This window comes from Filifactor villosus (genome assembly GCF_042652965.1).
In the GTDB taxonomy this organism is placed as follows: Bacteria; Bacillota; Clostridia; order Peptostreptococcales; family Filifactoraceae; genus Filifactor; species Filifactor villosus.
This window is the reverse complement of record NZ_JBHSHL010000014.1, coordinates 249,884-263,258: the sequence shown is the minus strand read 5'-3', so window position 1 is coordinate 263,258 and position 13,375 is coordinate 249,884. Positions and strand designations below refer to the sequence as shown.

7 protein-coding genes are annotated in these 13,375 nt (G+C 41.9%); all 7 read left to right on the top strand.

The genetic code is table 11. The features are described from left to right. Positions 1 to 20: 20 nt before the first annotated feature. The 7 genes from ACFO4R_RS04970 to ACFO4R_RS04940 all read left to right on the top strand — a co-directional run bounded on the left by ACFO4R_RS04970 (position 21) and on the right by ACFO4R_RS04940 (position 13,104). Positions 21 to 3,581 (top strand): AAA domain-containing protein, encoded by a 3,561-nt coding sequence (locus tag ACFO4R_RS04970; protein WP_379787935.1) that lies wholly within the window; start codon positions 21 to 23, stop codon positions 3,579 to 3,581. Between the two features lie 9 nt (positions 3,582 to 3,590). Then, positions 3,591 to 4,331, top strand: coding sequence for an AAA family ATPase (locus ACFO4R_RS04965; protein WP_379787934.1), 741 nt, complete (start codon positions 3,591 to 3,593; stop codon positions 4,329 to 4,331). A 656-nt stretch (positions 4,332 to 4,987) separates the two neighbouring features. Beyond that, complete coding sequence (locus ACFO4R_RS04960) at positions 4,988 to 6,859, top strand: N-acetylmuramoyl-L-alanine amidase (RefSeq protein ID WP_379787933.1); 1,872 nt, start codon at positions 4,988 to 4,990, stop codon at positions 6,857 to 6,859. 38 nt (positions 6,860 to 6,897) lie between these two features. Further along, the gene (rph, locus tag ACFO4R_RS04955; protein ID WP_379787932.1) at positions 6,898 to 8,316 is read left to right on the top strand and encodes a ribonuclease PH; all 1,419 of its coding nucleotides are present in this window, start codon (positions 6,898 to 6,900) and stop codon (positions 8,314 to 8,316) included. A gap of 167 nt (positions 8,317 to 8,483) precedes the next feature. Continuing rightward, positions 8,484 to 10,202: a C40 family peptidase gene (locus tag ACFO4R_RS04950; RefSeq protein ID WP_379787931.1), complete on the top strand. Its 1,719-nt coding sequence runs from the start codon at positions 8,484 to 8,486 to the stop codon at positions 10,200 to 10,202. Positions 10,203 to 10,211: 9 nt separating this feature from the next. Next, the gene (locus tag ACFO4R_RS04945; protein WP_379787930.1) at positions 10,212 to 11,975 is read left to right on the top strand and encodes a B12-binding domain-containing radical SAM protein; all 1,764 of its coding nucleotides are present in this window, start codon (positions 10,212 to 10,214) and stop codon (positions 11,973 to 11,975) included. Beyond that, entirely contained in the window at positions 11,968 to 13,104 is a 1,137-nt protein-coding gene (locus ACFO4R_RS04940) for a tetratricopeptide repeat protein (protein ID WP_379787929.1), read from the top strand. The genes ACFO4R_RS04945 and ACFO4R_RS04940 overlap by 8 nt, the downstream gene beginning before the upstream one ends. Positions 13,105 to 13,375: the final 271 nt, after the last annotated feature.

Sequence of the window (13,375 nt, the reverse complement as noted above, 5' to 3'; positions counted from 1 at the left end):
ATACAAAGGAGTATCGAGAGATGGATGGAGAAAGAAGAACACAGGTACTGGAGATCTTGGATTATTGGAGATTGATTGAGTTTTTGGGGCAGATAGATATTCCCCGGCAAAAGAATGAGAATAAGAAGCTGCGAAAAAAACTCGAAAAAGGAGAGGCTGTTACCGAAACGAAGCTGGAAGTGTTCCACGAATTCTCGGATACCTGTATTCAGTTGGATAAAATGATCGAAGATGACGACAAGAAGTTTGCCTCCTTTGTCTCCAAGGGGAAAGAGGTCTATTTCTGTATGGGTGCAGTGGAGAGAAATGCGTTTGTGGAATACCTGTCGAAGTATTTGCCGGATGAGGAGGAAGTGCCTGAACTCGCCTATTCCAATAAGAGTTTTATCGCATGGTTTTCCTTCAAGACGGATAATGAGGGAAGGTATCTCGATTACAGTTTTCAACTCTCTCCCTTGCTCTGGGCTGCCTCTGTCTGGGAAGACAGTAGGGAGTCGGGGATCTTTTATCCTTCCAAGGGAGCATATGATTCCATCATACGAAACTTTAATGAGAGACTGGAGGGAAGGTTGGCGGAGGAGTTTCTTCCGTCCCTGTTTGAAGATATCCAAACGAACTATGTAAACAAATCCTTCCCCAACCTATCTCCACAAACAAAGGGATTCTTGGAATATAATCGCTATTCAAAGGAAGAACATAAGCAGAGGGATGAAGATCCCACAGATTATTCTGATTTAGGCAAGAGCTATTTTTTGAATGACATTAACCTTTTGTATGAGCGTGTTCAAGAAGGAAGTTTCGGAGATAAGAACGAGTATGAAAAAGGAGTGATCGATTATATCCTCTCCGCCCACAATAAGTCAAGAGGCAGTGAGGTCTTCGGAAGGATTATAATCTCTCCGAAAGAAGACCGGACCTTAATGAAGTGCTTTTTCGAGGATGTACTGGATGTCGATCGAGCTCCGATCGGCAAATGGCCGGCAAAGTTTATGCCTGCTCTGATGCAGCAGGTCGCAATAAACCTTTCCATAGATCCGAAAGGACAGACTCCTGTTTTTTCGGTAAACGGACCTCCCGGAACGGGCAAGACGACTCTTTTGAAGGAGATCGTTGCTCACAATATCGTAGAGCGTGCAAAACTCTTGGCAGAGGCAGGAGATGACCCGGATGTGATCTTCGAGCAGAGATTTTTTTCTCACGGACCTTTGGACAATCAGGCCTACTATCAGTATGCTCCTTCATACTATGCTGTCAAGAATGATAAGATCAATGACTATGCAATGTTGATCGCTTCCTGTAACAATGCTGCGGTAGAAAATATCACCGTCGATCTTCCGAAGTCGAAAGACATTCTGGAGAGTTTGAAAGATTCTGAAGAAGAACAAGATTCTATCCGCGAGGGTTTGAGGGAAGTCTATTCTCTGTTTGATCTCGAGCAGTCCGATGATATCGAAACCGTTACGACCTACGGCAAAAGCCGTCAGGAAAAAGATATCTACTTTACTCGTTATGCAAAGAAACTCCTCAGTATGGACGATTGCTGGGGACTGATCTCCGCACCCTTCGGGAAAAAAGCGAATATTCGAAGGTATTGTACGGCGGTACTCGAACCCTTTCTCGAGGAATACAAATCTCTTGAGAGCAGAAAATCACACAGGAAGAATTATTCTCTTCAGAGAGCCTTGTTTTTGGAACAGCTTGAAAAGGTAAGGGAAATGCAAAAGGAACTCTCTCTTTTATGCAAGCTGGCAAGGAAGGTCGAGGGAAAGGCGGGTGAACTCGACCGAGAAGAACTTTTGGAGAAGAGGAAAGGTTTGATGGGGGAGATCGCCGGTTTAAACAGAGAGATCAAAGAGGCGGAAAAAGAGGTGCTGGAACTTGAGGAAGGCTATCCGAAGAACTGGTTCGGAAAAAGGAAAAAATCTTCGACGCGAGATGCACTTATTCGCAAATATAAAAATAAGATTGATTCTCTTATGCTTAAAAAAGATAAGATCAATCTTGAAACGGATCAGATCAATCGCATCTTAAAGTATAAGCAACTTCTTGAAGGTTACTCGGAAGGAAGTAAGAGAATGATCCCTTTAGACCCTTCCTTCATGGAGGATTATATGAGTTTGGACGAAAGAAGATCTTCCCGTGCTCAAGTGAGCGATCCCTGGTTTACGCCGGAGTACAATAGAGAGCGTGAAAAACTCTTTCTCTATGCTTGCAAATTGCACAAAGAGTTTGTGGCCTCATCAAAGGCTCTGCGCCATAATATCATCAACCTGTTGATCGCATGGAACATGAGTGATGATTGCACTCAAAGGATGACGGAGGAAGATCGTCAGGAAGCGATGCCGGTCCTTCTTCAGAGTATTTTTTTGATGACACCGGTCATATCGACGACTTTTGCGTCAGCACAAACTTTCTTGAACGATGTGGGGCAGAGCGGAGTTTTTGGCACTCTCATCATTGATGAGGCGGGTCAAGCCCAACCTCAGATGGCGATCGGAAGTATGTTCAGGTGTCGAAAAGCCGTCATCGTGGGTGATCCCAAGCAGATCGAACCGGTGGTGACGGAGGAGACCGATATGATAAAACAATTGCTGTCCTCGGATCTACTCTCAAGTTATAAGGATAAGAAGATATCGGTCCAGGGTTTTGCCGATTATATCAATCCCTACGGGACCTTCTTGGGAGAGGAAGAAGAAAAAGAGTGGGTCGGATGTCCCTTGGTTGTTCATCGAAGGTGTATCGATCCGATGTATTCAATATCGAACATATTGTCGTATGATTTGACGATGAAGCAACAGACAACGAATCCCAAAGAGGAGCGTTGCAAGACTTTTATTGCGGATAAGAGTTATTGGATCGATGTGGAAGGAGACGAGAACTCCGGAGCAAAAGATCATTTTGTAAAAGCGCAGGGAGAGATCGTGATAAGACTTTTGGAAGAAAAATTCAAAAAAGATTCGAGTGATATCCCGAGGTTATTTATCATCACCCCTTTTACATCGGTCAAGAAGGGGATCAGGGATATGATATCGGGATCTCAGCTCTACAAAAAAGAACCTCGGGTCAAAAAATGGATGGCGGACAATAACATTGGAACAGTCCATACCTTCCAAGGGAAGGGGACGGATGAGGTCATCTTTCTTCTCGGATGTGATAAAACTTCAATATCGGCGGCAAACTGGGTCAACAAAAATATCGTAAATGTGGCTACTACCAGAGCGAAGTTTCGATTTTATATCGTTGGAGATCATAAGGTTTGGACCTGCAAACCGGTAAAGATCGCAAGAGAGTATATGGGAGGGTTCATCCGGGGATCGGACTTGGATAAGCTGTTATCAGAGGATACAAGGGTCGATGAGAATAAAAAAATTGTAGAAGAGCAAGGAACTGTAAAGTATACGAATGACAAAGATACAGTCACTACGGCGTCCTCCTGTCCCAAATGTGGTAAGGCGCTGGTGAAAAGAAAGGGAAAGTTCGGAGAGTTTATAGGATGCAGCGGTTTTCCAAAGTGCAAATTTACGAGATCCTTGGAGGATCCTACAAAGGATAAAGATGATGAGAACGAGAATGGAAGGTAGGCAGTTTCTATGATATTCATCAAATCCGTCTTCTTTAAGGATGGTATTTCTGTGGAAGGGGACTATGAATGGGAGATCCCTTCGATCAGGAATATGATAACGAAGAAGCAGGTACTCGAATTTCATACGCCCGTGACCTTTTTCACGGGAGATAACGGCACGGGTAAGTCCACACTTCTGGAGTGCATTGCCGCATCGTACGGATTTAATCCGGAAGGCGGAACAAGGAATTTTTGCTTCAGTACAAGAGAGTCCCATTCGAATATCTTTGAACACCTTGTGATCTCCAAAACGCCTAAAAGGGCAAAGGACGGTTTTTTCTACAGGGCGGAGAGTTTTTATAATGTGTCGACGGAGGTCGATCGCTTGGATAAGATAGGAAGGATACCTCTGTCGGATTCTTATGGTGGGGTCTCTTTGCATGAAAGATCCCATGGAGAAGCTCTGCTTTCCTTGATGAAGTATCGATTGGGCGGGAGAGGGCTGTATATTTTGGATGAGCCGGAGTCGGCTCTGTCTCCCATGAGTTTGATGAAACTGATCTGTATTATAGATGATCTGGTAAAGGCGGATTCACAGTTCATTATTGCAACGCACTCTCCAATCCTGATGTTCTATCCGAATTCGGAGATCTATTTGTTCGGGGAGGATGAGCTGAGATCGGTCAAGTTGGAAGATACGGATCACTTCATCTTGACCAAGGCCTTTATTGAAAAACCTCAAAAAATGATCTCGAACTTACTTGATTGATCCGACTGTGAGTGGAGGAAACTGATATCCTTATTTGATTAAAAGTGAAGAACTGTCTGTGTTACAAATCACAAAAAATTATTTTAGCACACATAAATTCAATTGTTCGATATATAGAAACAGATAGTGGTATAACTTGAGATCCGAATAGGGAAAAGAAGATGTTACTTTTGTCATTGTTGAAAAAAGGATTTCAGTTATTTTGTAAACTGTTTTCTTTACAAAACTTATAAAAAAAGTAAAATATAACTGATTAGATATGTATTTCGAGTGGTAAGTATAAGTTCGAGAAATAACGAAACAACATTTTATATAAGGACAGCTGTAAGATACGGGTTTAATAGATAACGAAGGTTGCTTGTTTTTTAGTGTGGAAAAATAAGGAAAACGCTTTAATATACTCCGGTATACAGACTAAGTAGGGGGATACAGTACCCGTGTAATAGTATGGGATGAGCATTACATTTTATTTACAACACTTGAAAAATCAAGAATATATTGATATTCTAACTTCAAATACGATTGTTTGTTAGAAAGGAAGGAATGACATGATGAGGAACTGTGGAAGGTGGATTTTTTGTACCGGATTGTTTTTTTGTCTATCAATGAATTCCGTTTTTGCGGAACCGTACACATTGAACGGGAAAAAGGTCGATTTGTCAAAAAACAATCTTTATATGAACGATAGAAAAATAACGAGCAACTATATCAGTCCGCTTAATATAGATAACAGGGTCTACATAGCTGTTCAGGATTTGGAGCAGTTAAATAACAGCGAAGTGAAATGGGACAAGAAGAATCAGACGATCAATATCAAGAAGGACGGAAAACACATCAAGATGAAAAAAGGAAACTCCTTCTATCATTTGAACGGAAAGAAGGTAAATCTTGCGAAGGGAACTAAGGTCCAGATTGTAAACAGTCGTTCTATGATCCCGTTGAGCTTTGCAATTTCCGAATTTAAGATGGAATATAGGTATGATTCCTCTTCTAAGACGCTCTATCTCAAGGATGATCGGGAATTGCCCGATTACGAGAGCAAAACGATTGTGGAAAATCCCGGAGAGGTGATTCAACCCCATGATAATTCCATCGATACGGGGAAAGAAAGCGCAGAAACTGCTACAATGCCCGAGAGTGAAGGAGAAGCGTCTTCTTCGCTTGACACAAGAGAAGTCATGCAGTCGTCGGTTGTAGAAAATTCGAGCGACAATGTTGTGTCCGCAAAAGACAATAGTATGATCGACACCAGAGAGGTTGGCAAAGAACCTACAGTCGAATTTTCTCCCATAGAAAACGTTTCCAAAACGGTTTCCGAAACTCCTCAAGCGGTAGGACAGGTGGTTCCGGTTTTGAACACAAGAGCCGTGATGGTAAAGTCGTGGAAGGATGGAACTAGAGAAACCGTGCAACTGGACCTTTCCGAGAGTTTTAGATACGAGGTTGCAATCAACCCCGATCACATCATTGTGGTTCTTCCGAAAGTGGAGACTTCTTATAACCTACAGGAACTAAGAACGATTTCTTTCTTTCAAGATATGGTTGTAAGAGATGTAGAGACTGCAAACCAAACCGTATTTACGATTTACTTGAATCCTTCTGTACCCAAGAATCTTTTGAAGGTGGACAAAAGCAACAGAACGATTTCGTTTGTCTATGAAAAGACGGCGATTACACAGTCCTCGATCTCTTACAAAAAAGATCGATCTCACAGCGTTGTAAAAATACCTTTGATGCAGAGCAGCTCGCAGGTTAGAGTGCTTGACCGCGGTAGAGGCATTGATGTTACCATCCCCAAAGAACTGGCGGTGCTAAATGAAGGCCGCGTTTCGGCAGATTCTTCCGATCGTATGTTGGAATATTATGAAGTGACCTCTTCCGACACCGGTTATCATCTGACGTTTTCATTCAAGGATAGAGTGAACTACCGGGTTTTGGATGACGGTACGGGAGGAAGTCTTGAACTACGTTTTGATAAGAAAAATCATTCTCCCGGAAAGGTCGTTATTGATCCCGGACATGGTGGAAAAGATAGCGGAGCGGTTAAAAACGGTTACAAAGAAAAGGAACTGAATATGGATATCTCAAGATATCTTATTGCCGACCTGCAAGCTTACGGTTACGAAGTCATCACCACTCGAACCGATGACAGTTATCCGACGCTCGACGACAGGGCAATTCTCGCCAACAATGTCGATGCTGATCTATTTATCAGTGTTCATAACAATTCGGCGGAGAAAAAAACCGAGATTAAGGGGATCGAGACTTACTACAGTCCGGGTGCTGAGGATAGCAAGAAATTTGCCGATCTTGTACACAGAAACTTGATTCAAAGCACGGGAGCGACCGATCGCAAGGTTAAAAGTCGAAAGTTTCTTGTTATCAGAAAGACGAATATGCCTGCCGTTCTGTTGGAACTTGGTTTTATGACAAATAAGGAGGAAGTAGCTCAGCTTGCAGACCCAAATTATCAAAAAATCTTATCACAGGCGATTGCACGTTCGGTAGATGAGTACTTTAAGAACTGAGGAGTTTCAAAAATACACTTGCGAAGGGATTAAGAAGCATGAATAAGAGCGATATTCAACTGAGAGATTTGAAAATAGAAACGAATGTGAACAAGTATGCGGAAGGGAGTGTGTTGATCTCGCTGGGGGATACGAAGGTATTTTGTACCGCTTCCGTGGAAGAGAAGGTCCCTGCTTTCTTAAAGGGAACAGGCACCGGATGGGTCAGTGCAGAGTATTCAATGTTGCCTCGAGCGACCAATTTCCGAAAGCAGAGAGATTCCTCCAAGGGAAGGATCGACGGACGATCCCAAGAGATACAAAGGCTTATAGGACGCTCTTTAAGAAGTGCAATTGATCTGACAAAACTGGGAGAGAGGACTATATGGATCGACTGTGATGTTATTCAAGCTGATGGAGGGACAAGGACTGCCTCAATCTCCGGAGCCTTCGTGGCAATGGTGCTTGCGTGTAAAAAACTGTATTGTGAGGGGGTATTGGAAGAATACCCCGTTCACAATTTTGTCGGGGCGGTCAGTGTAGGGATATTTAAGGAAAGGTACATTCTCGATCTCTGCTATGAACTCGATTCCAAGGCGGATGTGGATATGAATATCGTCTGTAACGACCGGTATCAAATCGTTGAGATCCAAGGAACTTCCGAACATGACACTTTCTCAAGAGAGGATCTGAACAAACTTTTGACATTGGCCGAAGCAGGTTGTAAGCAGATTTTTGACAAACAGAGAGAAGTTTTGGGGGAAGAAGCGGTATCTCTGATAGAAAAGGGGGTTCTTCCTCTTGCAAATGAAGTTGGAGTTAACTCTGTCAAGGAAGATCTCATCTCTTATCTCAAAACTTACTCCGAGAATGAGAAGATCGATATTGTCGTTGCTACATCGAACCTGCACAAACTTGACGAAATAAAAAAAATCCTTTGTTTTGAGAAAGTACGCTTACTCTCACTCAAGGATGTAGATTTGGAAGGAGTGGAAATTGTAGAAGACGGATCCACCTTCCAAGAAAATGCATTGATCAAAGCGAGAGAAATCTGTAGAAGAACAGGAAAACCTTCCATTGCGGACGATTCCGGACTGATGGTCGACATTCTCAAAGGAGAACCGGGAATATATTCCGCAAGATATGCGGGAAGTCCCTGTGATGACACTGCCAACAACAACTTGTTGTTGGAGAATATGAAACCTTATGCGGAAGAATTGAGATTGGCAAAGTTTGTAAGTGCTATTGCTATCGTCTTTCCCAATGGATTTGAACATACGTTTTTGGGTCTGACGAACGGAAAGATCGGCTTTGAACCGAAGGGGGACAACGGATTTGGCTATGATCCCCTGTTTATCGTACAAGGGCATGGAAAAACCTATGCGGAGATGACGGAAGAAGAAAAAAATAAGGTGAGCCATAGATATCGTGCGTTGAAGAACTTTAATAAATACTTTCACGATATGTTTCAGTCATAGGCAGAGTATCCCTTTCGTGTAGCGGAGTCTTGCAATTATGTGAACCGCATCTTCGAACGTTTGTTTTTCAAGGGGAAACAAGCTCTATATGATGGACACAAAATAAGATTTGAAGTATAATGAAGGGAATAAGATAAATTCGTTTAGATTAGTATAGGAGTTGAGCCATGAAATACAAAAGACTATTAGCGATGCTTTCTGTTATTCTTCTTTCTCCTACGGTTGCATTTGCAGATCTTCAGGCGATTGTGAATAAGGACTCCTTGATCATCAGACAGGAAATGAATGACACTTCTCCTATTGTTGCAATTGTTCCCGTAAATGCGAGGATGGACGTCGAATCAATTGATGGTAAGTGGTGTAAATGTTCGTATATGGATTATTTCGGTTATGTATACAAGGACTATGTAGATGTATATAGTGTGATGCCGGGATCAGCAGGGAGGTTAAAGAAGGATTTTTATATAAGAAACCTGCCTGTAACCTTTGCTAAAGGAGAGCAGGTTATTATCTTCGATGAGTTTAATAAGTATTATCTTGTCAAGAAGAGCAACGGTTATTTCTATATCCATTCCTCTTACTTGGAAATCGATTCCCCTGAATCGATCAAAGATCCTATTATGATCAATTCAGGAATTGAAACTCCGGAAAAATACAGCAGGGTACAAAATGAAACCTTCTATGAGGTAACGGGAGATCTTCCTACTGAGGAACATAAGTCCCTGTTCTTCCATGATGAGAACGGTTCTTTTCGAGTTGAAGAAAAAAATCATAACCTAAGTCCAAAGCCCGTTCCTCCGATTACACATCCCGTCCCTCCGACTACACAACCTCTCCCTCAAATCAAACCTCCTAATGCTCAGACACAAAAGGAAATAGAAGAACAGAAGAGGCTTGAAGAACAAAAGAGGCTCGAAGAACAAAAGAGGCTCGAAGAACAAAAGAGGCTCGAAGAACAAAAGAGGCTCGAAGAACAAAAGAGGCTCGAAGAACAAAAGAGGCTCGAAGAACAAAAGAGGCTCGAAGAACAAAAGAGGCTTGAAGAACAAAAGAGACTCGAAGAACAAAAGAGGCTTGAAGAACAAAAGAGGCTCGAAGAACAAAACCGGAAACAACAGAATAAGCCTCAGCCCAAGAGTGGAATTCAAGATGAGAAGAGTACGGAGAGGTTTGACTTGTTTGAGGGCGGAGAAAAAGATATAGAAAATGTCGTTGTTGAAGCGGACGAATCTATAAATATTACCGGCTCCGATAAGAATAAGAAGCCTGATAAGGGATCAAAGGATAAAAAAGAAGGCGGAGAAAAGAATACCGATTCGAGCAAAAACAATTCTTCTTCTAAAAACTCTTCAGGAGAGAGGGATAGTGAGAGCCTTTCAAACAGAAATTCTGACACGAGTCGTCAGCCGAAAAGGGATAACAGAGAACAGGTAAATGCTGCTAAAAACAGTGAGTACGGTCACTTGATCCGTTCCTCCCGTTTAATTTCAACGGCAATTGAAGAATATGATAAGCCGTATCTCTACGGTGCTACGGGACCGGATCGTTTTGACTGCTCGGGCTTTACTTCGCATGTATTCAGAAAAAACGGGATCAAAATACCGAGAACCTCAGCTAACCAAGCGGAACAAGGAGAGTTTATCGAAAGAAGAAACTTGAGATCCGGAGATCTTATCTTCTTCGACACAAGAGCGGAAAGTAAGGTCAAAGTCGGAACAGGAGATTCTGCCTATATTCGGCCTTCCAAGGTTACTCATGTCGGCATTTATATGGGCGAGGGTAAGTTTATCCATGCCTCTTCAGGTGCTGCAAGAGTTGTTGTTACAGACTTAAGTGTTCCATACTACTCTCAGCGTTACTATGGAGCAAGAAGATACAGTAGATAAGGATGGATCATGAACTCAATATTATTAGCAGCTTTCAATTCCAAGTATATTCATTCTTCTCTTGCGGTAAGATATCTCAAGTCTATGATAGAGCAGGATATTAAGGTGGGAGTTGTTGAATACACGATCAATGAAAATATACAGGATATCATTGAGGATATTATTTCTAGAGGCTACAGGGTTGTAGCCTTTTCGTGTTATATTTGGAATATCGAGATGATAGTCAAGGTTTCAGAAACGATCAAAAAAATTGTTCCGGAGCTCAAGGTTCTTTTTGGTGGTCCGGAAGTTTCCTATGATGCAAGAGAAGTAATGGAAAAACACCCTTGGCTTGATTTTGTTGTAAGGGGCGAAGGGGAGATTGCTTTAAAACAGTTTGCAGAGTATCTTTTGGGAAGAAGGGAGATCGAGCAGGTATGTAACCTTACCTATCGTTCACAAGATGGTATTGAGGAAAATCCTCTACATCCTTTGATCGAGGATTTTTCTCTTATTCCGGAGTTCTATATGCAGAGTGAGCAGCATGATTTTGAAAATAAAATCGTCTATTACGAGGCCTCAAGAGGTTGCACCTATCGATGTGCATATTGTTTGTCGTCGATCTCCAAGAGGGTTCGTTTCTTTCCGCTCGATAGGGTAAAAAGAGAGTTGAAACATTTGGTCGAACTGGGAGTCAAGCAGATCAAGTTTGTTGACAGGACTTTCAACTATAACAAAGAATATATGATGGAGATGTTGGAATATCTAATTTCCATCGATGATGGCAACATCAATTTCCACTTTGAAATCACAGCCTCTCTTTTGGACAAGGAAGTCTTATCAGTGTTGAAGCAAGTAAGGAAGGGCTTGTTTCAGTTTGAGATCGGAGTACAGTCGACAAACGACTTGACCTTAAAATCTGTCTATCGCCCCAATCAATTTAATAAGATAAGGGAGATCGTACAAGAGATAAAAGAAGGAGGAAACATACATCAACACTTGGATTTGATTGCAGGACTACCTTTTGAAACACTCGAGGTGTTTCGAACATCGTTTAACGATGTGTTTGATCTGCAACCCGAGATGCTTCAGTTGGGATTTTTGAAACTTTTAAAGGGGACACCCATGTGCGAACTTGTGCAGGCTCACGGGATTGTTTATACTTCTTACCCGCCCTATGAGGTCTTAAAGACCAACTATTTGTCTTATGCGGATGTTATGCTCTTAAAGCAGGTGGACCATTTGGTCGACAGATACTACAATACTCGAAAATACACGGCGATGATGTCATTTTTATACAGAAGGTTTTATCTTAACAAAGGCTTTGATTTATTCTGTGAATTTCAGAAGTTTGCGGTTTCTTCACGTCGACAGGTGGGGGCGTCAGAAGAATTTTACCTCCTGTATGAATTCCTTCGTTGGAAAACGGCAGGAGAAGAAGAGGGTTTTCTTCGAGATATTGTTTGTTTTGATGCGATCATGACAGGAAGGAAGAAAAAGCTTCCCGCTCTGATCTCTTCTTGGTTGGAGGCAAAAGAGGAAGATAAAAATTTTTTGTTTCAGTGTCTTCAAAGACGAGATATCCTAGAAGAACTGGGGTTTGATAACCCTTCTTCAAAAAACCTGTTTAAAAAGACAGGGTATATTTTTCTTCGTTATGATATAATAAAATATTTGAAAGAAGGAAAATGCGAGGAGAGATCCTGTCTGATGATAGTGAACTATGAAAAAGAACGTGATTTTTCCGGCTATTTTCCATATGTTGTAATAGATGGGAGGGAGAGAGGTGTTTAAGGAAATAGAGAAATTTCTGTTGCAAAACACCGATAAACTTGCTTTTTTAGATGTGGAGAAACGTTTTTTTGCAAAACTCTACCGTGATAGCGACCTGCTCACGATCCCGCTTTTTGTTGAGGATGTCAAGCCTGTTGTTTTGGAAAAAAAAGAAGGCATTGAGTTGATGAGGGTCTTGAAGGCGATGGTCTATATGGTGGGGCTGGATAGCAACTTTCGCTTTAATAAGGATTATATAGAGATCATACAGTCCTATCTTCACCCCTTGGATCGCTTTCTTTCCGATTATGCGGGAGGTCTTTATCATCAGGGGAGGCTAAAGGATGCCTTCATCGTCCTGTCGTGTGCCCTGCAATTTTTTCCGAGCGACAGCGACCTCCGTTATAACCGTTCCATGCTTGCAAAGGAACTGTTGGATCATGCTCTTTCGACTCCTTTGAAGAAGGAACTCTATCGTTTTTGTAAGAGGGAGCTTGAGATCATCCTTGAGAAGGATAAAGATCATTCTTTGAGTCTTTATCAATCCGCCTATTTTGATATGAATGATTCGAATTTAGGTCGGGCGCTTGAAAAATTTTCACGGGCAAAGGAGTTTCTTTTCTCGGACAGTGAGTTGAGCAAAGACATCGAAGAGCGGCTTGCGTACCTCAATGCCGCTACAAGCCTAAAAAAGGTCGAGGAACTCATTGAGGCGGATAGGGTGCAGGAGGCTCTGGAACGTCTTGAGGATACAAAGACTGATAACAAGGTGCAGGCTTATAAAAGGCACTTGTTGACAGGTTACTGTTTTAGGCTTCTTGAACGTTATGAGGAAGCCATAGAGGAGTTTGAAAAGGCCTTTCTCCTTCATAGTGAGGACAGCAGGTTGCTCTCGGAGCTGGGTCTGTGCTTTATGATGGTAGGAGATATCGATCAGTCCGAACAACTCTACTTGTCGGCTTTGGAACTGGATCCTCACTCTGTCGAGATCCTGTGTAATCTTTCTATGGTGAATCGCTACAAAGGGGATCAAAGTACAGCACGCAGGTTTGTCCTGGAGGCTTTGGCTTTGGATGACAAGGATGAGATCGCTATCTCGATATGGGAAGCTTTGAAGAAATCTGAGGAAGATCGGAGTGATGGTGTATAGTTTGAAGGCAACTTAAAATCTTTTTGAGATATATGTATTCTCAACAACATTCGTTTGCCATCATTCCTGTATCTTGAGAAATTGAGGAAAGGATATTTTGTATCTTTGTTCGACGGTTTCTTAAACAAAAGAAACAGAGCTATAAAAAAATATTTTTAAGAATGTAAAATAAGCAATATGGTCGTCGTTTTGTATCGTATTCTGTGAGCAATCAAACGCTTTAGGCGAATACATCATTTCGGTAGATGGTAGTTTGAACAGAAAGCAAGAT

Coding starts and splice junctions, on each gene's coding strand:
- ACFO4R_RS04970 (WP_379787935.1), top strand. CDS start 21: ATGGATGGAGAAAGAAGAACACAGGTACTGGAGATCTTGGATTATTGG.
- ACFO4R_RS04965 (WP_379787934.1), top strand. CDS start 3,591: ATGATATTCATCAAATCCGTCTTCTTTAAGGATGGTATTTCTGTGGAA.
- rph (WP_379787932.1), top strand. CDS start 6,898: ATGAATAAGAGCGATATTCAACTGAGAGATTTGAAAATAGAAACGAAT.
- ACFO4R_RS04950 (WP_379787931.1), top strand. CDS start 8,484: ATGAAATACAAAAGACTATTAGCGATGCTTTCTGTTATTCTTCTTTCT.
- ACFO4R_RS04945 (WP_379787930.1), top strand. CDS start 10,212: ATGAACTCAATATTATTAGCAGCTTTCAATTCCAAGTATATTCATTCT.